General features: G+C 43.5%; 16 protein-coding genes. 13 read left to right on the top strand and 3 right to left on the bottom strand.

Annotation, left to right across the window (positions count from 1 at the left end; genetic code table 11):
- Positions 1-28: 28 nt before the first annotated feature.
- The gene (locus AC1DXF_RS05770) at positions 29-4204 is read right to left on the bottom strand and encodes a hybrid sensor histidine kinase/response regulator transcription factor (RefSeq protein ID WP_477447040.1); all 4176 of its coding nucleotides are present in this window, start codon (positions 4202-4204) and stop codon (positions 29-31) included.
- Between the two features lie 419 nt (positions 4205-4623).
- Here AC1DXF_RS05770 and AC1DXF_RS05765 point away from each other — a divergent pair, with 419 nt between their 5' ends.
- The 3 genes from AC1DXF_RS05765 to AC1DXF_RS05755 are packed head-to-tail and all read left to right on the top strand — an operon-like array spanning position 4624 to position 6805.
- Positions 4624-5484 (top strand): universal stress protein, encoded by an 861-nt coding sequence (locus AC1DXF_RS05765; RefSeq protein WP_477447038.1) that lies wholly within the window; start codon positions 4624-4626, stop codon positions 5482-5484.
- A gap of 29 nt (positions 5485-5513) precedes the next feature.
- On the top strand, positions 5514-5954 hold the full coding sequence (locus tag AC1DXF_RS05760; RefSeq protein WP_477447036.1) for a hypothetical protein: 441 nt from the start codon (positions 5514-5516) through the stop codon (positions 5952-5954).
- Positions 5951-6805, top strand: a complete 855-nt coding sequence (locus AC1DXF_RS05755) for a universal stress protein (RefSeq protein ID WP_477447034.1) — start codon at positions 5951-5953, stop codon at positions 6803-6805. The genes AC1DXF_RS05760 and AC1DXF_RS05755 overlap by 4 nt, the downstream gene beginning before the upstream one ends.
- 476 nt (positions 6806-7281) lie before the next feature.
- On the opposite strand, the gene AC1DXF_RS05750 is transcribed toward AC1DXF_RS05755, so the two are convergent.
- Both AC1DXF_RS05750 and AC1DXF_RS05745 read right to left on the bottom strand, forming a co-directional pair.
- Positions 7282-9063 carry a hypothetical protein gene (locus AC1DXF_RS05750; protein ID WP_477447032.1) on the bottom strand — a complete coding sequence of 594 codons (1782 nt, stop codon included), beginning with the start codon at positions 9061-9063 and terminating at the stop codon, positions 7282-7284.
- A gap of 67 nt (positions 9064-9130) precedes the next feature.
- Positions 9131-10057 (bottom strand): DUF542 domain-containing protein, encoded by a 927-nt coding sequence (locus AC1DXF_RS05745; RefSeq protein ID WP_477447030.1) that lies wholly within the window; start codon positions 10055-10057, stop codon positions 9131-9133.
- Positions 10058-10207: 150 nt separating this feature from the next.
- Here AC1DXF_RS05745 and AC1DXF_RS05740 point away from each other — a divergent pair, with 150 nt between their 5' ends.
- From AC1DXF_RS05740 to adhP, 10 genes are all read left to right on the top strand, one after another.
- Entirely contained in the window at positions 10208-12598 is a 2391-nt protein-coding gene (locus AC1DXF_RS05740; RefSeq protein ID WP_477447028.1) for a heavy metal translocating P-type ATPase, read from the top strand.
- On the top strand, positions 12595-12771 hold the full coding sequence (ccoS, locus tag AC1DXF_RS05735; protein ID WP_477447026.1) for a cbb3-type cytochrome oxidase assembly protein CcoS: 177 nt from the start codon (positions 12595-12597) through the stop codon (positions 12769-12771). The genes AC1DXF_RS05740 and ccoS overlap by 4 nt, the downstream gene beginning before the upstream one ends.
- Before the next feature lie 70 nt (positions 12772-12841).
- On the top strand, positions 12842-14968 hold the full coding sequence (ccoN, locus tag AC1DXF_RS05730) for a cytochrome-c oxidase, cbb3-type subunit I (RefSeq protein WP_477447024.1): 2127 nt from the start codon (positions 12842-12844) through the stop codon (positions 14966-14968).
- An 8-nt stretch (positions 14969-14976) separates the two neighbouring features.
- The gene (locus tag AC1DXF_RS05725) at positions 14977-15168 is read left to right on the top strand and encodes a hypothetical protein (RefSeq protein ID WP_477447022.1); all 192 of its coding nucleotides are present in this window, start codon (positions 14977-14979) and stop codon (positions 15166-15168) included.
- Complete coding sequence (locus AC1DXF_RS05720) at positions 15165-16064, top strand: cbb3-type cytochrome c oxidase N-terminal domain-containing protein (RefSeq protein WP_477447020.1); 900 nt, start codon at positions 15165-15167, stop codon at positions 16062-16064. The genes AC1DXF_RS05725 and AC1DXF_RS05720 overlap by 4 nt, the downstream gene beginning before the upstream one ends.
- 3 nt (positions 16065-16067) lie before the next feature.
- Positions 16068-17438 carry a cytochrome c oxidase accessory protein CcoG gene (gene ccoG, locus AC1DXF_RS05715; protein ID WP_477447018.1) on the top strand — a complete coding sequence of 457 codons (1371 nt, stop codon included), beginning with the start codon at positions 16068-16070 and terminating at the stop codon, positions 17436-17438.
- Between the two features lie 4 nt (positions 17439-17442).
- The gene (locus AC1DXF_RS05710; RefSeq protein WP_477447016.1) at positions 17443-17865 is read left to right on the top strand and encodes a FixH family protein; all 423 of its coding nucleotides are present in this window, start codon (positions 17443-17445) and stop codon (positions 17863-17865) included.
- On the top strand, positions 17862-18551 hold the full coding sequence (locus tag AC1DXF_RS05705) for a sulfite exporter TauE/SafE family protein (RefSeq protein WP_477447014.1): 690 nt from the start codon (positions 17862-17864) through the stop codon (positions 18549-18551). Before AC1DXF_RS05710 ends, AC1DXF_RS05705 begins: the two co-directional genes overlap by 4 nt.
- Positions 18552-18844: 293 nt before the next feature.
- Positions 18845-19192: a hypothetical protein gene (locus AC1DXF_RS05700; protein ID WP_477447012.1), complete on the top strand. Its 348-nt coding sequence runs from the start codon at positions 18845-18847 to the stop codon at positions 19190-19192.
- A gap of 7 nt (positions 19193-19199) precedes the next feature.
- Positions 19200-20234, top strand: a complete 1035-nt coding sequence (gene adhP, locus AC1DXF_RS05695) for an alcohol dehydrogenase AdhP (RefSeq protein WP_477447010.1) — start codon at positions 19200-19202, stop codon at positions 20232-20234.
- Positions 20235-20480: the final 246 nt, after the last annotated feature.

Genomic DNA, 20480 nt, shown 5'->3' with positions numbered 1-20480 from the left:
TTTTGTATAGGGGGTAAATTAACCGTCGTCAATTATCTTTAATTACATCGCGGTTTACGTTGTAATTATTATGAAAAGGTTTACGGTACTTTTTAATGTAATCTGACGGGTTTACGCCAAACAGTTTGTAAAACTGTTCCCTGAAATATTTAAGGTCATTTAACCCTACTTTGTAGGCCGTTTCATAAACCGTGCTGTCGGTTGTTAAAAAAATCTCGGCCGCTTTCCTTAGCCTGATAAACCGGATAAAGCTGTTTGCAGATTGCCCGGAAATAGACTTGATCCTCCGGTACAAATTAGAATGGCTCATCCCTATTTCGGCAGCCAACGTTTTTATGCTAAACTCCGGATCGGTTAAATGCTGCTCTACAATAACCAGGCATTTTTCTAAAAACTCCTTGTATTCCTGCGAGATCTTCAGGTCGTTTGATTTGAGAGTTATCTCGTTATAAAAATATTTTTGCAGGTTGTTCCGGCTTTTCAAAATCCCGTTAACGCGGGCTATCAGTATTTCTTTTTCAAACGGTTTTGTAATATAATCATCTGCACCGCCTTCAATGCCCTTTAATTTTATCTCGGCAGATGAGCTTGCTGTAAGCAAAATTACCGGAATATGGTTTAATACGGGATCTTCCTTTACGCGATGACAAACTTCAATACCGCTTAAACCCTGCATCATTACATCGCTGATAACAATATCCGGTACAAGCTGATAAACCAGGGCAAGCCCGTCTGTACCATTATCTGCTTCAAAAATCTCAAACTCATCCTTAAATATTTGCTTCAGATATTCGCGGATTTGCTGATTATCTTCAATAAGGAGCATAGTTTTGGTATCGGAGCTCAGCGGGTCGGCATTTTTGGCTTTTGCCTGTGTGCTGGTTGCAGTATCCGATGGCATTTCCCCCTTGTTCTCGATAAGCTCATCTAAAAAAACGGAGGTTTCGGCAACATCTTCAAAAACAAATTGCTGTCCAAAATGCGCTTTGCCTTTTAACAGGCAAATATTAAAAACAGTACCGCTGCCCGGTTTACTTTCATAATTAATTTTGCCATTGTGGTTTTCAACAAACACTTTAACCAGGTATAAACCAATGCCAAACCCACCCGCCATTGGCGCGGCATTTTGAACCTGGTAAAACCTGTTAAATAGTTGCTCGCCGGTGCCTTCGGTTATACCGCAGCCGGTATCGCGTATTTCGATATTTACGTTGTCGGCTTCGTTTATTACCGTACAACTTACTGCACCATGTTCGGGTGTAAATTTAAGGGCGTTTGATATCAGGTTAAATAAAACAATCTCAATCTTCTCGCGGTCGGCAAATATTTCGATCGCTTCTGCCTGGCTTATAAAATCAAACTGTATTTGCTTTGTTTTGGCCTGGTGATTAAAACATAAAAAAACCTCGCGGCATAAGTTTACAATGTTGAGTTTGACTAACTTTAACTTATCGGTATCACTCTCGGCCCTCCTGAACAGGAGCAACTGATCAACAAGGCTTAACAATCGCCTGGCATTTCTGTAAACAATGTGCAGGTTGCCCACGTCGCTCTTATCAGCCGGGCCAAACAGCATATCCTTTACGGGGTTAATAATTAAGGTTAGCGGTGTTCTGAACTCGTGGGATATGTTGGTAAAAAACGAAAGCTTCCGCTCATTCAGTTCTTTATCTTTTTCGGCCGATAGCTGGGCTATCCTGATATCGTATTTAAGCTTCGACTGGTTTGCCCTATACTGTATATAGTAATAAATAACAACCCCTATTGTGGCCAGGTAGCATAAATAAGCCCACCATGTTTTGTACCATGGCGGCAAAATTTTTATATGCAGTGTTGCATAGTCATCCATCCAGATACCATCCTGGTCGGCTGCTTTTACTTTAAAAACATAATCGCCGGGCGTCAGGTACCGATAGGTTGCCGACCGCTGGTTGCCCACATAGTTCCATGATTTATCAAGCCCATCCAACCGGTACGCAAAATTGCCTTTTTGAGGATATACATAATTTAAGGCGGTGTATTGAATTGAAAACACCGATTGGTCGGGCTGAAGCCTTAGCTGGGAAGTTTCGCTAATGGTTTTTGATAATACGGTTTCGTCCTTGCCCTGGATGCCTACCTCTATCTGCTTGTCAAAAATCTGCAACCCGGTTATCAATATCGGGGATTTGTAATGGTTTTGATTTACCTTTTCCGGATCAAAAATATTAAGGCCTTCTGTCCCGCCGAAATACATGAGTTTACCCACGGTATCCATCACAACCGAACCTGCATTAAATTGCCCCGATTGTAATCCATCCGATTTATCGTAGTTAAATATTTTATTGGTATGGGTATCAATGCATGATAAACCCTGGTTGGTACTTATCCAAACCGTGCCGTTGCCGGCTTCTTTTATAGCATTTATGGTATTATTTGCCAGCCCGTTTTTTTCATTGAACTTTTTAAAGGTTTTTGACTTAAGATTATACACTATTAACCCGTCGCCTTCGGTACCTATCCACAATTGATTTTTTTTATCAGGATAAAGCGAAAAAATGATCTGGCTGGGGAAATTACTTTTTTCGGCATCACCCTTAAACAACCTCGAGAATTTTTTTTGCGCAACATCATAGTATATCAATCCATTGCCATAGGTACCTACAAACAAATTCCCTTTTTCATCTTCGGCTATGGCCCTTACGTCATATGAACCAAAGCTGCTGTTGGCTGGTGTATAATTGGTAAATGTTTTAGTGCGGGGATCAAAAAGGCTTAATCCGCCTCCATTGGTGCCAACCCACAAATTTTTATGTATATCCTGGTAAATCGCTCTTACATCATTACCGCCAATGCTTTTATTATCTGCCGCATCATGGTTGAAGTTTGTAAACGAATCAGTTTTTTTGTTGTACAAAAAAAGCCCTCTGGCATAGGTGCCAAACCAAACATTTTTATCCCTATCTGTGTACCCAAACAAAAAGGCGCTATCTGTAAGCCCTCCCGGGCGGTTATCTGCTTTGTATTGTTTAACCAGGCTTCCATCGGCCCGGGTTTTAAAAATACCGTCGCCATCGGTACCAAGCCATAAGTAACCATCGCCGTCCTGGCACATTCCATAAAACCGGACCCAGCTTTCGCCGCTTTTTTCAATCCTTTTCTTTTGGATATTGGTAAACCGCGCTTTGATGTTGCTTATCATGCCGATGCCATCATCATAGGTACCAAGCCAAATGTTTTTGTCCCTATCCATAAAAAGGGTTTGAACAGAGCGCTGGGTTATATAATGATCATCATCGCCGGTGATTGGCAAAAGCGAAAAATGCGCCGGCGCCGGGCCCGGATCTACAAAAACCTTGTATACGCCGCCATCCTGTAAGCCAACAAGCAACAGTTTGCTACCGTCTTCAATTATGGATAAATACCTTTTATTTTTAAAAGCAGGCTGGGCAGTTTGCAGTTGCGAAAACGTGTTGTTATTGCGGTTATAATATATGATACCCTTGCCTGTAGTTATCCATACATTATGAAAATGATCTTCGAAAATATCGTTTATACGCCCACCCGCAAAGTTATTTATTGATGCAGGCATATTTGCCTTATTGGTAACTACCCCGTTTTTTTGATTAACTATATTGATACCCGCGTTGTCTGTACCTAACCAAAGCAAACCTTTTGAATCTTCAAGCAAGGCGGTGATGCGGTAACTTGATAGCCCCGGCAGCGATTTGCTGTTGTAATTTTTAAATTTTAAGGTTTGCGTATTAAAATAAGAAAAGCCCACGCCATAGGATGCTATCCAAAGATTGCCGCCGCTGCTTTTGGTAATATTATTTACAGCATTTTTAACATTATTGCCATAGGTGAATTTATAATGCGAGAATTTTTCGGTACGGGTATCAAGCCTGCTCAAACCACTTCTGGACGAAACCCAGATATATCCTTGTTTTCCTAAAATTATACTTTGTACAAAGTTACTTGCCAATGAAGTTGAATCGCCCTGGCGCGACCTAAAAACCTTAAACGTAGTACCATCAAAACGGTTAAGCCCCTCGTTGGTGGCAAACCACATAAACCCTTTATTATCCTGCGTAATACTGTTTACTATGCCAAAGGAAAGCCCATCTTTTAGGGAATATTTAAGCACCTTATTTTTGATAGGCGATTGAGCATAGCCCCAAAGCGCAAAAATCAACAAAGCACAAAGTACAATTATTTTCTTCATAAAAAATCAGGCGTCAACTACACTCCATACTGCCCAATAACACACAATAACTAACCGCAAGTTACCAATTGCAAATCGGCATAAAACCCTTACAGTCATGAATTTTAGGTTCAACTGGTTTTAGTTTAATTGTGTAAGCTACGCTTAATGCTGAAATAAAAAAAATAATTATATGCTTTTAAAATATAAGTAACTGTCAGCTAGCACGATAACAACACCTGGTTTTAAATCATTTTTTGTTTAATACTGCCATAAGCCGAAATTATTGACCGATGTGAAAACCAGGTTAGCCACAACAATTCAGCAGGTGCCGGTTATCGTTCCAAATGATATAGCATCATAATAATAAGTGACAGGCATCACTTTTTAAACAGCCTCATTTCCTGAATTTTACCCGAAACAATTAAACACTTAAAGCCATGAAAAAAATATTGATTGGTACCGATTTTTCTGAGAATGCCAAAAACGCCGCCATTTTTGGTTACAAGCTGGCTGTGCAAACAAAAAGCGATATAGAAATATGCACAGCGATGATCATACCCGCAGAAATTCCCCAGGCCGGTGTAATTGTATGGCCTATGGAAGAATATCATGTTATTGAAGAGGCCGCGCTGGCCGACCTAAAACAGCTGAAGCAGGTACTGGAAACCCAACACACCAATGACGACTTCAAACCCCATATCAGTTTTAAAGCCGAACCTGGCACAGCAACAGATGTGCTAAAATCGCTGGCCGGGCAGGACCAGGCAGATTTAATAGTTGCCGGAACACATGGCGCGGGAGGTTTAAGTGGCCTGATGTTGGGCAATCATGCGCGCAATATGATTGATGCTACGCCTGTTCCTTTGTTGCTCATACCATCAGGCTTTGCTTTTAAACCCATCAAAACCATAGCGGTAGCACTTGATATGAAACATAAAGGCGAAGACTTCGGTACTATTGCCGCCGTTATTCCATTGGCGGCTTTATTGAATGCCACACTGCAGTTGGTACACATTTGCCATGAAGGCGAAGACACCGCCGAAGCTGAATTATACATAGCCGAAATGGAGCAAGAGGTTAAACAACTTGCAGGATATCACAAAACAAGTTCATTAATAATTAAGCAGGCACCTACCGAAACCGGCCTTAACTGGCTATGTAACTACGGAAACATAGATATGCTGGCTATGGTGCACCACCATCATGGTTTGCTGGCATCGCTGTTTACAGGTAGCCATACCAAAAAAATGGCCGGTCATATTGCGCTACCCTTATTGGTATTGCCGGCAAAATCTTAACACTTAATATTCCGATAAAATTTATCGCTATGAATAATTTACCCCCCGATACCGGGTTAGCAGACGAAATACAGGAGCTTTATATTTTAGCCGGCCACTGGATGAAAGATGTTTGTTTTATGGAGGATGAAATCCGCTTTTTCAACAACATTCTTGGCAAATACAACAGCGCCGAGCTTACTCCTGATATGATACTAAAAAAGGAAGAATTTGAACAGGAAGTATGCAAACAGGAAAAAAAAATCGATAGCCTTAAATCCGACATACCAGCATTTCTCGTATTTATAAAACCGTTTGTAGGTAATGAAAAAGAACCGATGGACCTTCAGTTTATTGAGAAATACAGTGAACTGGCAAGTGGCTTAACCGACGCTATGGCTGCCTTAAAGGCAACAAAAAATAAGTTATTTACCTATGCGGAAAGAATTATGGCATCCGGAAAAATTAATCAAGGACTAAAAGCGAAATGAAGACGATAGCAATTCTGACTGACTTTTCGGAAAAATCGGCCCATGCGGCTAAGTATGCATTGCACATTGCCAGAAAGATGAAGGCTAATGTTAAATTTTATCACTTGCAACTGGTACCGGCGATATTTCATGCACAGCCGGTTTTAAGCGGAGACGATTACCATGAAGAATTGATGATTGATAGCAAGCTTGCAGCGTTTTCAGAAACATTGGAAGCCGATTTAATGAAACGGGGTTTTCCGGGATCATTTATGCCCCAAATATCCACTTACACCGATGGCACAGATATGGTGGATGTGATGACCGAAATAATTAACAATACAGAGATAGCCATGATTGTTATGGCGCCGCTTGAAACCGACGACCTGGCATCTTTTATGCTTAGCGATGCCTGTGGCAGGATAATAGACTGGACAGCCGTGCCCGTTATGGTAGTGCCTCCAAATACCCCAATCCGTAATATTGAAAAAATGGCTTTTGCCACTACTTTAGATGCAGGAGACATGTTATCTGTTGCAGAACTGGGTAGCCTCATGAATGGCTTCCACGCCGAATTGATGGTTGCCCACCTGAATAATAACCCGGCCGACAATAACACAAAAGCTGCCGAAAATGAACTTAACCACAAACTTTACGATGAACTAAATTGTGGCGGCGTATACTTTCGCAGTGTACCCGATATAAAACATCAAAAAGATTGGGAGTGGCTGAAAGCCAATAAACGGGCAGACTTGCTGGCCGTTGCCAAACGCCCTAAAGAACAAATGACGTCCTTTTTTAAACGAGGCCAAAGCAGCCACGTCACTCACCACATAACCATCCCGGTTATGGTATTACCTAAAAGGCCCTGAATATTTTATAGGCAAAAAAAGGGATCTGTGCCGCTTTGTGTGGGTTATTCGATTTCACTTTGCTTCTACATAACTCTCCCTAAAGGCCATCTGCCCGAAACATATTGTAGCCATGGGTTTCAACCCGTGGATGATTGGCCAAAAAACCACAAGAGTGCCGTCGGCACGGCCCATATTTTAGTGTAAATCCGGGTATTTTCATTTTGTTCAAACGATATAGACGCTTTGATGCTATGGATCGAACCTACCTCTCAATCATTTTCTTCATTTTTTTCCACGGGTTAAAACCCGTGGCTACAAGATTGGCCGAGGCTACACCTCTAATTCGTGTTGAACAAGCCCAGATGTGCCAGCAAAATATATTTTTAGAAACTGATTATCAACCACATCATCAATATACCCATCCAAAACGTCTGAAAACATAAAAAGGCAGCCCTAACAAAAAGGGCTGCCCATATATTCCATCTAAGCTGTCGCTATATAGCTATACTACTCAAATGCTCTTCTGAGGTACTCAGGTCGTTTATCCAATCCTGCAGCATACCAGATGTTTGATTTGCCGAACCGGCAAACAACTCTTTGTAGTATGCTATGCCATCCTGCAACTGCAGCTTAAATTTGCTCAATTGCTTTTTCTTTTTTTCGGTAAGGTCCTTTAGTTGCGATTGCAGGTCGTTTTGAAGATAATCTATATAAAGATTCAACTCCTTTATAAACATATGCGGTCGCCTTATTTTACCAAGCAAATCTGTAGCGCCATAAATATGGTGCACCATTTCGTCCAGGGAATAAACCCGCGAAAAATAGGCAAGATTGGGGCCCGGACAAATGGCAACGGCTTTATTCTCCCTTGGCTTTAACAAATCGTATTTTATATAAGCCGATGCGCAAAGCCCCTCACACAGGCATATTTTTTCGGTAACGGCCTGGTATTGCTGTTCATATTCATCGGCCGGGAGTGCCATGCTTTGCAGCTGCTGAATTTTCAAGTGCTGATATTCTCTTGATGCGGTACAAATAGGTGTTTCGGTAAATTCGGTATTGCTTACCAAATACTTTTTGGTACAAGGGCTGCCGGGCCGTCCTTTCTCTAAACGGCTCAGCCTCAATTCCTCAGAGGTGCTCTTTTTAAAATTATTGAACTGAATACCTAATGGCGATGATCCACTTAAATAAAAATCCTCTTCGGTAGCGGTTTCCAGCTGGCTAAGCGTGCCATCATCTACGTTAGTCACTTCCGGCACCAGCAAAAAGGGGCTCCCCCACCCGGTGGCATCCATATCATAATGATCTAACAAAAACTGGTTTTCATACGCCGTGCCAATGCCTCCCTGTACGGTAAGCTTTTGCTTCGGCGGGTGGGCTATAACTATTCCTTTTTGCAATAACACGGCCTGGTAAGCGCTAAACAATTCGTCAAGCATTTCCTGCCTTTTTTGCTTAAACTCCTCTAATATAGGCCCAAGTAAAAAGCCCTCGGTTGCAAACGCGTGCCCCCCGCAGTTAAGGCCCGATTCTATCCTGAATTCAGATACCCACAGCCCCTTTTTAACCAGGAATTTGGCCTGTATAAACGCCGACCTGAAATCGCTTACTTTTAAAACAATTTTTTTGGCCAGTTGCCCATCATCGTCAGGAAAAAAAACAGAGAAAGCTTCCAGGTAGCTGTATAAACGGGGGTTCATCCCGGCCGATAAAATGATTGATGAACGGAGTTTACTATTCGCGAAACCACGCAATGCCGCAAGGGCATCTGTAAAGGTATCGCCACTGTAATCACCGTTGGCAGCGTAGTTCATTTTATCCAGTTTCGACATAATGTTTACATCAATACTTCCGGGCTCCATCTCTTCAATCAGCCTTTGCTGAAATAATTTCTTTTGCGCTCCTTCGGGATAATCCAGCATCAGGTCGTACCCCTGCCTTAATCTTGATTGCTCGGGCAGCAGCTCAAAATACCTGCACAGGTCGTTTCCTTTTTCAAAATCCATCGCGCGCAAGTTATCAAACTGGCGGGTGGCCAGCAGGTTAACCAGGTCAAGGTAAGTAGTAATCCGCCTTGCCCGGTAATCGGGGTCTTTTTTGGTAACCGGTATATAGGGCTCATTATTTAGCTGGCTGTGGTAAGCCCGCATTCTTTCAATCAACTCGTCGTCTACAATGGAAATTACAGACGATATGCCATAGCGGGCAACTTTTAACGGGGTATCAATGGAGTAGCCAAGCCCCAAAACCGGGATATGAAAAGTATGTATCATTATATAAAATATTTAAGAGCAGAATTATTTAACATCGGTGTTTATAGTAAGGTATTTAAAGAAGTATTTACATTGATCGCATCTTATCGCGGATGGCAATGACTTTAGGAAAAAGCAAATTATTTTCCAGGTGAAAATTGAACAGCAGATCGTCCTCATAATCCTGCAAAAGCTTGTATAAAATATTATAGGATGAGGAAACATAACGTGGTACCTGGTAATTGTCGGTTAGCTGCCTGATGAGGCGAAAATCGGAGGCGATCTTTTCGTGCGAGGCCATTATATCATAAAAAGTGCTTAAAATATCACCTGTTACATCCTCCGTCAGCGTACGTCCTTTAATATAACATTCGGATAGCCTTACAACATCAGGAAAAAGTGATGCCTCTTCACTTAACACATCACGCATTAAAACCTCTCCCGCGTTAAAAAAAATTGTACTAACCCGGCCAATCTGCGGATGGCTATCTCCATAACTAACGGCCACCTTTTGGGCGAGCTCACTTATGAATGGGGTGTTTATTTTGATGTATTGATGATTAAGATTAACAAGGTAACGGCATAAAAATGCGGGCGCCCAACTTAATAAGTTTATGGTTTGTACCACGGGCAGGTTTAAGCATAAGGCCAACTGCCGGCGCAGGTCATCTATATCCAAATGATTATCAACGCAAACTTCTTCTAACGTCCTTTTTCCGTTGCAGCTGAAATCAATACCCAACCTTTTAAACACCGTGGCATGCCGGTAATCCTTAGACACTATATCGCCTATGGTTTCATTATTTGCCCCGGCTGCTTTCCTGGTGAGTTGAATACGCCAAACTTCGGGGCCGTCATCCCGTGTTTCCCAACCAAACGCCTGCTTACATTCTGCCAGTAAACGAAAATAAAGCGGCCGCAGGTCCTGGTCGTGGATTATCACTAATGACTGGCCGACTGCCAGTGTGCTTAGCTTTTCAAAAATATCAGCGTGCGCCTTGCTTGGATCAATCATCCTTATATCAAAAATTTCCGGCCTGTTCATCAACTACAAATCTACCGGCATGCATATCTCCAAAAAATGACGAGGGTCATATTACCCTGCAACATCCATCATTTAAACTACCACGCTTAAAATGGACTTTTGATAAACCAGAATAAAAAGATGACGAACGACACAATTCTTGTTAAAACATCCTGCTACCATTGTGGCGACGAATGTTTAACCACATCATTTGTAGCAGATGAAAAACAATTTTGCTGCCAGGGCTGTAAAAGCGTTTACCAGATTTTGGCAGGTAACGGCCTTGGCAGTTATTACAATTACAACGAGCATCCCGGTGCCACGCGCACGCGGGTTACCAAACGGTTTGATTATTTAAGCGAACCATCTATAGTTAACGATTTGCTTGATTATACTGATGATCATATAACCATTGTTACCTTATATATACCACATATCCATTGCAGCTCGTGCTTATGGCTGCTCGAACAATTAAACAGGTTTAACCCTGCCATTCATTATTCCAGGGTCGATTTTTTAAAAAAGCAATTGATAGTACGCTTTGACCACCGCGCGTGCAGCCTGCAGCAATTGGCAGAGTTACTTTACGATATCGGGTACGAACCCCTCATCAGTTTACAGGATGTTATCAAAAAGCAAAACGCTGCCGGCAAAGGCAACCTGGTTCAAAGAATTGCAGTGGCCGGTTTTTGTTTTGGCAATGTTATGCTGCTAAGCTTTCCCGAATACTTCGGCCTATCGGCCTTTGAGCAAACTTTCAAAAATTTTTTTGGCTATCTGAATATAGTGTTCACATTGCCTGTGGTATTTTTTTGCGGCCGCGAATATTTTGTTTCGGCATTTAGAAATTTAAAAGCCCGGACACTCCATATCGATTTCCCGCTGGCGTTGGGCATTGCCGTGCTTTTCATTCGCACCGTAACAGAAGTATTGGCCCATACCGGCGCAGGGTATGCCGATACCCTTTGCGGCCTGGTTTTCTTTTTGCTGGTGGGTAAATTTGTACAGCAAAAAACCTATCACCATATTTCCTTTGAGCGCGACTACCGTTCATTTTTCCCCGTTGCGGTGCAGGTATTAACCGGCGACACTGAACAACCTATCCCACTGGCCCAGGTTGCTACCGGCCAGCGGATATTGATACGCCATAATGAGATTATCCCGGCTGATGCTATCCTGTTAAAGGGCGATGCACTCATTGATTTTAGCTTTGTTACCGGCGAGGCAATCCCCGTAAATAAAACATTGGGCGAAATTATTTATGCCGGCGGGCGGCAAACCGGCGATGCTATTGAGCTGGAAGTAGTAAAACCGGTATCGCAAAGTTACCTTACGCAGCTTTGGAATAACGAAGCTTTTACCCGGAAACAGGATAGCGGGATGAAAACTTTTAGCGAAACTATCAGCAAATACTTTACCGTAGCACTACTGATTATTGCATTTGGATCATTATTAGCCTGGCTATTTACCGATTACAGGAGGGGTATTGATGCTTTTACTGCTGTACTTATTATAGCCTGCCCCTGCGCCCTTGCCCTAAGCACCCCCTTTACCATGGCCGCGGCGCTAAGTATATTTGACAGGAACCTTTTTTACCTTAAAAATACCCGTATTGTTGAACAGCTGGCCGGCATTGAAGCCATTGTAATGGATAAAACCGGCACCATATCATTAGGGAACAGTAAAAGCGTGGCTATACAGGGCCAACTCACCGAAAAACAAAAACAACTGATATACAGCGCCTGCAGCAATTCGATACATCCTTTAAGCAGGATGATTTGCCAGTTTTTGGGGAGCTATAAAAAGTTGCCTGTAACCGGCTACAAAGAGATTGCCGGCAAGGGAATTACCGCAACCATTGAAAATAACATCTTGCGCCTGGGTAGCGGGGCATTTGTATTCGGTTTTGCCGAAGGGGGGGCGCCAAATACCAGTGTGCATGTTATGATGAACAGCCATTACCTGGGATATTTTCAGTTTGCGCAGGAATACAGGGAGGGGATGGAAAACATTGGTTGCCTGAATGATAACTATGAGTTGTTTTTACTTTCGGGCGACCATGACCATGAACGTACCGACCTGGTAAAATTTTTTAAGGCTGATAAAAGAATGCATTTTAACCAGTCGCCACAGGATAAACTGGATTTTATAAAAGCGCTTCAGCAAAAAGGACGGCAGGTTTTAATGCTTGGCGACGGCTTAAACGACTCGGGTGCGCTAAAACAAAGCGATGTTGGCATAGCGGTTACCGATGATGTAAACAATTTTTCGCCGGGCTGTGATGCCATTTTAGATGGAAAATCATTTGGTAAGCTGCCTGCTTTTCTGCGTTTTGCAAAGGATACCGTAACCGTTGTCCGTTTGTCGTTCCTCATCTCCCTTACCTACAACATCATAGGGCTTAGTTACGCGGTTACTGGTCACTTATCGCCATTAATAGCCGCTATACTGATGCCTTTGAGTACCGTCACTATCATTTCATTCACTACCCTGGCAACTCATTTTGCAGCCAAAAAACGAAAACTTATATGAACATCATTTATTTTTTAATTGGCTGCAGCGTTTTGCTTGCGCTGATATTTTTGGCCGCCTTTTTCTGGGCGCAGCGAAGCGGGCAAAATGACGACCTGTACACCCCATCCATGCGTATCCTGCTTGACGACGATGTTGCCGACGCCGATAAAAGTGACACCAATCACTTTTAAAGCCAACTGCCATCATTCTGTCGCCCATGGCACATCAATAATTTTACACCCATAAAAAGACAACAATTTTATGCAGCCCGAAAAATTTTACTATGACAACAAAATCGTCCGGAATTTTGGTATCGCTACCGTAATCTGGGGGATAATCGGCATGACTGTAGGCTTAATTGTAGCCATTCAGCTTTATCACCCGGCCGCTAACATGGGTAACCAGTACACTACTTACGGCCGTATCCGCCCGCTGCACACCAACGCGGTGATTTTCGCTTTTGTGGGCAACGCCATTTTTATGGGTGTTTATTATTCGCTGCAACGCTTGCTCAAAGCAAGGATGTTTAGTGATATGCTGAGCCAGATCCACTTCTGGGGATGGCAGCTAATCATCTTATCGGCCGTAATTACACTTCCCTTAGGTTTAACAACATCACATGAATATGCCGAGCTGGAATGGCCGATAGATATCGCTATTACTGTTATCTGGGTAGTTTTTGGATGGAACATGTTTGGCACCATATTTAAACGCCGCGAAAGGCATTTATACGTAGCCATCTGGTTTTACATAGCCACGTTTGTTACTATAGCCGTATTACATATTGTAAATTCATTTGAGCTGCCTGTATCGGGCTTTAAAAGCTATATGGTTTATGCCGGAGTTCAGGATGCATTAGTACAATGGTGGTATGGGCACAATGCGGTTGCATTTTTCCTGACTACGCCTTACCTGGGTATGATGTATTACTTTTTACCTAAAATGGCCAACCGCCCCATTTATTCTTATAAACTAAGTATCCTGCACTTTTGGGCACTTATATTCATTTACATCTGGGCAGGCCCTCACCACTTATTGTATACCACGCTACCAGGCTGGGCACAATCATTAGGGGTAGCTTTCTCTATTATGCTGATAGCGCCAAGTTGGGGCGGTATGATCAATGGGCTATTAACCCTGCGTGGTTCATGGGATAAGGTAAGGGACGATGTGATCCTGAAATTTATGGTAGTAGGCCTAACCGCCTATGGTATGGCTACTTTTGAAGGACCAATGCTTTCCCTTAAACAGGTAAACGGCATAGCCCACTTCAGCGATTGGATCATTGCCCACGTGCACGTTGGCGCTTTGGGCTGGAATGGTTTCTTAACCTTTGCTATCCTTTACTGGTTAATCCCGCGTATTTATAAAACAGAGCTGTTCTCTAAAAAAATGGCTTCCTTCCACTTTTGGATAGGCACACTGGGTATCCTTTTTTACGCCATCCCAATGTACTGGGCAGGTTTTACCCAAAGCCTTATGCTCAAGGAATTTACATCGGAAGGCATGCTAAAATATCCTAACTTTTTAGAATCAACATTGCAGATATTGCCGATGCACATGATGCGCTCTGCAGGTGGGGCCATGTACCTGTTGGGCGTTATAGTAATGGCTTATAACCTTACCCGCACAGCCTTACAGGGCAAACTGGTTGCCAACGAAGCAGCGCAGGCTATGCCATTGGAGCCCGTTCATACTATCGCAACAGAAAATAGCTGGCACCGCAGGCTGGAGCGCAAGCCTATCCAAATGCTGATTGCCGCCCTGCTGGTTATCCTTGTGGGCACATTTATCGAACTGATGCCTACCTTAACCGTATCCTCCAACATACCTACTATTGCTGCCGTGAAACCTTATACACCGCTGGAATTACAGGGCCGCGATTTGTACATCCGCGAGGGTTGTGTTAACTGCCACTCGCAAACGGTGCGCCCCTTCCGCTCCGAGACTGAACGGTATGGTGAATACAGCAAAGCCGGCGAATTTGTGTACGACCACCCGTTTTTATGGGGATCAAAACGTACCGGCCCCGATTTGGCCCGCGAAGGTCAAAAATATGGCAACGCCTGGCATTACAATCACCTGATGGATCCGCGCCTGATGTCGCCGGGAAGCATTATGCCAAATTACGACTGGCTGATTACCCAGAACCTGGATACCACGTCAACCCGCGCAAAAATAAACGCCATGCGCAAATTAGGTGTACCCTATCCTTTAGGTTATGAAAACATAGCCAACCAGGACCTTGAAAAACAGGAAAAAGAGATAAGGGACAACCTATATAGCGACCATATTAAAGTAAAAAGCAATAAGGAGATCATAGCCGTAATTGCTTACCTGCAACGGTTAGGAACAGATATTAAAGCAACCAAAACCGCCAATAAATAATTACCATCATGTTTAAACAATTCACCGAAAACATCAACGCGAACCAGGCATACCTGCTTTTTTCGCTGGGAATATTCTTTGTCTTCTTTATTGTAGTAACCATTATGCTCATCCGCATCAGGAAACCACATATAGAACATATGAGCGATTTGCCCCTTCACGATAGTTTAACCGATTTACAACAACCTTTTCAACCATGAAGTACCACCGCATTATATTAATATCAGCCTTTGTGCTACTTATCCAGCCCGCTATGGCCGATGACCTTATTCCGGGTGATGTAATGAATTATATTGCCTATGGTGTTATTGTTGGCATGCTGCTGCTTTTTTTAATAGCCATGATGGTGCTGGTAAAAACATTTAATGTTTTAGCACGCGTAATGCTTAAACAGCAGGGATTATCAGACGCCGAGATAGCCGCGCGGCTGCACCCCGTTAAGGAAAAAAAGGAGAAAAAACCCAAAGCTGAAGTTTGGCAAAAGCTCCTTTCGCTCAGGCCATTGGAAGAAGAAAAAGAGATCCTTATTGAACACGATTATGATGGCATACAGGAACTTGATAACCCAATACCCGGCTGGTTTATGTACCTTTTTTATGCCACCATCATTTTTGGCGCAGGCTACCTGCTCAACTACCACGTATTTAAAACCGGGCAGCTACAGTACGCCGAATATAAAACAGAGATGGTACAGGCCGATGTCGAAAAAAAGGCATACCTGAGCAAAGCCGCCAACCGGGTAGATGAGAATACGGTAAAATTGGAGCACGACCCGGCAGCTATTGCAGCGGGCCAGGGCATATTTAAAACCAATTGCGCCGCTTGCCACGGCGATCATGCCCAGGGAAATGTTGGCCCCAACCTGACAGATGATTTCTGGATGCACGGGAGCAAGATCAATGATTTGTTTAAAACCATTAAATACGGTGTGCTTGCCAAAGGTATGCCTACGTGGGAAAAACAACTATCGCCCAAGCAAATTGCCGATGTGGCTAATTACGTTAAATCGTTACATGGTACTCACCCCGCAGGTGCAAAAGAGCCGCAAGGCACAAAAGAGACCGATACAGACGATAAACTTGCAGCAAATAAATAAACTATGGACGGGTTACTGGTAGCGAAAGAGACGAATAAGCGCGAGTGGATATACCCGCTAATCCGTAAAGGGAAATTATATAAATGGCGCTCGTGGATTAGCTACGCCTACCTGCTGCTTTTTTTTGCAGGGCCGCTTATCAGGATCAACGGGCAACCATTGCTGCTGCTGAATTTTATGGAAAGGCATTTTGTTATCCTGGGGCAGGTTTTCTGGCCCCAGGATATCTTCCTGTTTGTTTTGGCATCGCTGGTATTTGTGGTTTGCGTGGTATTGTTCACCATCGCTTTCGGCCGCGTTTTTTGCGGATGGATTTGTCCGCAAACCATTTTTATGGAAATGTTTTTCAGGAAGATTGAAAACTGGATTGAAGGGGATGGCAACAAGCAAAAAAAATTAGACGCAGGCCCCTGGACCAGGGAGAAAATTATGAAAAAAGGAAGCAAGCATTTCCTGTTCATCATATTCTCGTTCCTGATAGCCAATACTTTTTTGGCATACCTGGTAGGTAGCGATGTGCTGTTTAAAATCATAACCGAGCCGGTACAACTGCACCTGGTTGGCTTTTTAAGCATCTGGCTTTTTACCATTGTTTTTTACCTGGTTTACAGTCAGGTTAGGGAATTGGTTTGTACCGTGGCTTGCCCCTACGGCCGCCTGCAAGGTGTGCTGTTAGATAGGGATACCCTGGTGGTAGCTTATGACGAGGTGCGCGGGGAACCAAGGGGAAAACTTTCAAAAACAGCTAATAACACCTCAAAAGGCGATTGTGTAGATTGTGGCCTGTGTGTATCAGTTTGCCCTACCGGTATAGATATAAGGCAGGGCACACAAATGGAATGTATTAACTGTACCGCCTGTATTGATGTTTGCAACGAGGTAATGGATAAAATTCATAAGCCGTTGAACCTGATAGGATTTTACTCGGAGAACATGATCCACAAACAGCAAAAGCCATCATTCACCGGCAGGATGATGGGCTACAGCGGGATCATTGTTGTTTTGATGACGGTGCTTTGTTACTTCATTTTCAGCAGGGGCGACATGGACCTTGCGGTTATGCGTAGTGCAGGCATGTTGTACCAGGAACAAAAAGGCGGTATTGTAAGCAATATTTACAATGCCGAGGTGATCAACAAATCAAACCAAAGCCGCGATATAACCATACAACCTGATGATCCGGCTATAAAGATAAAATACATCCAGGCTCCCGGAAAAATAGTAGCGGGAGGCTCGGTTAAGACCGTGTTTTTCCTGATGATCCCGGCCTCGCATATCAAGTCGGCAAAAACGGATGTTAAAATTAACCTGGTGTTAGGCAACAAAGTAATTCAAACGGTCAGTACAACATTTGTAGGGCCACCAAATGATTAAAAAGATGAATTGGGGAAAAGGAATAATTGCCGGCATGGCCATGTTCATGCTGTTTATCATATTCATGTGTGTAAAAATGTTTGCTTTGCCCGCCGATGAATACGACCACCATTATTATGAAAAAGGGCTAAACTTTAATAAAGATTACGCCAGGGAAAAGCAGGTGATTACAGACCAGGCCCAGCCCGTAATCCGGATTAATGGTAAGCAAATAAGCATAACCTTTAAAGCACCGGCAACGGGCAGCGCAAAATTTATAAGGCCCTCCAGCCAGGCGTTGGATAAAACCTTCCTTATAAACACCGAACTTGGCAAAACGGCCAGCTTACTTGCACCCACCCTGGTTAAAGGCCGCTGGCATATGGTATTGGAGTGGCAGAGCAACCGAAAATTGTACCTGTACGAAAAAGAGGTAGACATAGAATGAGCAGCAACCAGATAGCCTTTTTTATTGGCCTTTTCGGCAGTGTGCACTGCATTGGTATGTGCGGCCCGCTTGCTTTTGCCATACCATCGTTTCATACCCGGTGGTGGATGGTGGTGGTTGACAAATTCATCTATAATGCAGGGCGCGTTATCACTTATACATTGCTCGGTCTACTAATTGGTTTATTGGGCAGGCAGCTTTGGCTGGCCGACATGCAGCAAGGCGTGAGTATTGTTAGCGGCATTCTGATTATTATGGCCGGCTTTTCGCGCATGTTCAAGGTAAAATTCAGCCAAAGTAAACTGATGCCTAAACTGGTGGCCCCTATCAACAAGCTTATAGGTTTCGCGCTGAAACATAAGGCAGGCCATTTCGCGGTAGGTTTGCTTAATGGTTTCCTGCCCTGCGGCTTTGTGTACCTGGCCCTAATTGGCGCGGTAAATACCAGTTCGCCGTATTCATCTGCGCAGTATATGTTCTGGTTCGGGATAGGTACTTTCCCGTTAATGCTGCTGGCCACGGTAAGTATGGGTTTTATAGGCCCACGGGTTCGCAACCGCATTAATAAAGCGATGCCCTACCTAATGGTATGTTTAGGGTTATGGTTTGTGCTGCGCGGGTTGGGTTTAAACATCCCCTACCTAAGCCCTGCAACACAATCGCAGGGAATAAACAATTGCCGTTAATGGTTATCAGAACAAAATTTAACCCGGTATTTAGTGTGACCGGCATCATTGCCCGGAAGAATTTTTAATTCCCTCCCCATGGACTACTATCGGTACGTATCTTTTTTAAATAAACCGAATGTCATTTCTTTGATCTAAAGGATGTGTACAAAGGGCAATGCATCACACATTCTCCGCTTTTTATTTCCCCCGAACTCTCATTAGGATGACCAGCATCACTTTTTGACGTGCCTGTTGTCATGGTGCACCCTGTAAATTCCAGGGATATTTGCGATATAAAAATAAATTGAATCATGGAAACTACAATGAGTACCCGTGTCCAGTGGACCAGCAAACCAACAACAGAAAAAAACACCCAAAGTTTAGCTTACAAATGGAATGCCTTTGTAAATAGCCAGGCCGATAGTAAAACATTATGGTTTCTGGTATCACTGGTTTTTCAGGGTGTATTTTTTTTACCGGTACCCGCTATATTGTTATATTATTTTAACGCCCCTATACTTGTTTTGGTTGTAACCTTAGCGTTATTTTTTGCCAACATTATTGCTGGTATGGGCGGCGCCGGCATTAAAACCTTGCTTACCCTGTTTGTTGCAAGCATCGCGCTCCATGCCTTGATGCTTATTGTGTTTACTATTTAACATACCTATGATACCTCAAAAAATGAAAGCAGCCGTAATACGGGAGTTTGGCGCACCACTACAAATTGAAGACGTGGAGGTTAAAACCCCGAACGCAAACCAGATATTGGTTAAAGTAATTGCCTGTGGTGTTTGCCATACCGATTTGCACGCCTGCAATGGCGACTGGCCGGTGAAACCCAAATTGCCCCTTATCCCTGGTCATGAAGCTATTGGCTATGTTGTGGCCCTGGGCGCCGAAGTGAAGAACGTAAAAGAAGGAGATATTGTAGGTGTGCCCTGGTTGCACAGCGCCTGCGGCTGCTGCGAGTTTTGTATTACAGGCTGGGAAACACTTTGCGGAACCCAGCAAAACGGCGGCTACAGTGTAGATGGCGGCTTTGCCGAATATGTACTGGCCGACCCAAGGTATGTTGCCCATTTCCCGGCTGGCATTAATTTTACCGAGATGGCGCCTATTATTTGTGCCGGAGTAACGGTTTACAAAGGGTTAAAAGAAACTGAAGTAAAACCTGGCGAATGGGTAGCTATATCCGGCGTTGGCGGCTTAGGACACCTGGCCGTGCAATATGCCAAAGCTATGGGCATGCATGTAGCCGCCATTGACGTTGCCGATGATAAACTGGCACTCGCCCAAAAATTAGGCGCCGAACTGGTTGTTAACGCCAAAGAACAAGATCCCGGCGCATACCTGCAAAAAGAAACCGGCGGTATGCATGGTGTTTTGGTTACAGCAGTATCGCCAATAGCTTTTAGCCAGGGCATATCTGCGCTGCGCCGTAAAGGTACCATCGCGCTTAACGGCTTGCCCAAAGGCGCTTTTGACTTGCCCATATTTGAAACCGTGCTTAACCGCTATACCGTAAGGGGATCAATAGTTGGTACCCGTAAAGATATGGAAGAAGCAATTGCATTTGCAATTGAGGGTAAGGTTAAAGCAACCGTACATGCTGCGAAATTAGAGGATATTAATACGGTGTTTGATGATATGAAAGCTGGTAAAATTGACGGCCGCGTGGTATTAGAGATAGCCGAACCATAAAAATTTCGCCCCAAAAATCAACATCATAATCCAAACAAAAGCCAGGAACCTAAAAGTTACCTGGTTTTTGTTTGGTTAAAAAATACTATGGACTTAAGCTTAAGGCAGAATGCGAAAATCAGGCTGAAGCCAACGGCAATGAATTAATGCATAAGGCTACCGTGTACCCACATCTTTTCAACAAAAATTGTCATTTCGACGAGGTACGAGGAGAAATTCTACGCCCTGCTATATCTACAATGCTTC

The organism is Mucilaginibacter sp. P2_A5, assembly GCF_056404995.1.
This window is presented reverse-complemented; position numbering and strand designations above follow the sequence as displayed.

Excerpts from the sequence above, each read along its gene's own strand:
- AC1DXF_RS05700 (WP_477447012.1), top strand. The coding sequence starts at position 18,845 with ATGGAAACTACAATGAGTACCCGTGTCCAGTGGACCAGCAAACCAACA.
- AC1DXF_RS05755 (WP_477447034.1), top strand. The coding sequence starts at position 5,951 with ATGAAGACGATAGCAATTCTGACTGACTTTTCGGAAAAATCGGCCCAT.
- AC1DXF_RS05770 (WP_477447040.1), bottom strand. The coding sequence starts at position 4,204 with ATGAAGAAAATAATTGTACTTTGTGCTTTGTTGATTTTTGCGCTTTGG.
- AC1DXF_RS05745 (WP_477447030.1), bottom strand. The coding sequence starts at position 10,057 with ATGATTGATCCAAGCAAGGCGCACGCTGATATTTTTGAAAAGCTAAGC.
- AC1DXF_RS05710 (WP_477447016.1), top strand. The coding sequence starts at position 17,443 with ATGAATTGGGGAAAAGGAATAATTGCCGGCATGGCCATGTTCATGCTG.
- AC1DXF_RS05705 (WP_477447014.1), top strand. The coding sequence starts at position 17,862 with ATGAGCAGCAACCAGATAGCCTTTTTTATTGGCCTTTTCGGCAGTGTG.
- ccoN (WP_477447024.1), top strand. The coding sequence starts at position 12,842 with ATGCAGCCCGAAAAATTTTACTATGACAACAAAATCGTCCGGAATTTT.
- adhP (WP_477447010.1), top strand. The coding sequence starts at position 19,200 with ATGATACCTCAAAAAATGAAAGCAGCCGTAATACGGGAGTTTGGCGCA.
- AC1DXF_RS05720 (WP_477447020.1), top strand. The coding sequence starts at position 15,165 with ATGAAGTACCACCGCATTATATTAATATCAGCCTTTGTGCTACTTATC.
- ccoS (WP_477447026.1), top strand. The coding sequence starts at position 12,595 with ATGAACATCATTTATTTTTTAATTGGCTGCAGCGTTTTGCTTGCGCTG.
- AC1DXF_RS05760 (WP_477447036.1), top strand. The coding sequence starts at position 5,514 with ATGAATAATTTACCCCCCGATACCGGGTTAGCAGACGAAATACAGGAG.
- AC1DXF_RS05740 (WP_477447028.1), top strand. The coding sequence starts at position 10,208 with ATGACGAACGACACAATTCTTGTTAAAACATCCTGCTACCATTGTGGC.
- AC1DXF_RS05750 (WP_477447032.1), bottom strand. The coding sequence starts at position 9,063 with ATGATACATACTTTTCATATCCCGGTTTTGGGGCTTGGCTACTCCATT.
- AC1DXF_RS05765 (WP_477447038.1), top strand. The coding sequence starts at position 4,624 with ATGAAAAAAATATTGATTGGTACCGATTTTTCTGAGAATGCCAAAAAC.
- AC1DXF_RS05725 (WP_477447022.1), top strand. The coding sequence starts at position 14,977 with ATGTTTAAACAATTCACCGAAAACATCAACGCGAACCAGGCATACCTG.
- ccoG (WP_477447018.1), top strand. The coding sequence starts at position 16,068 with ATGGACGGGTTACTGGTAGCGAAAGAGACGAATAAGCGCGAGTGGATA.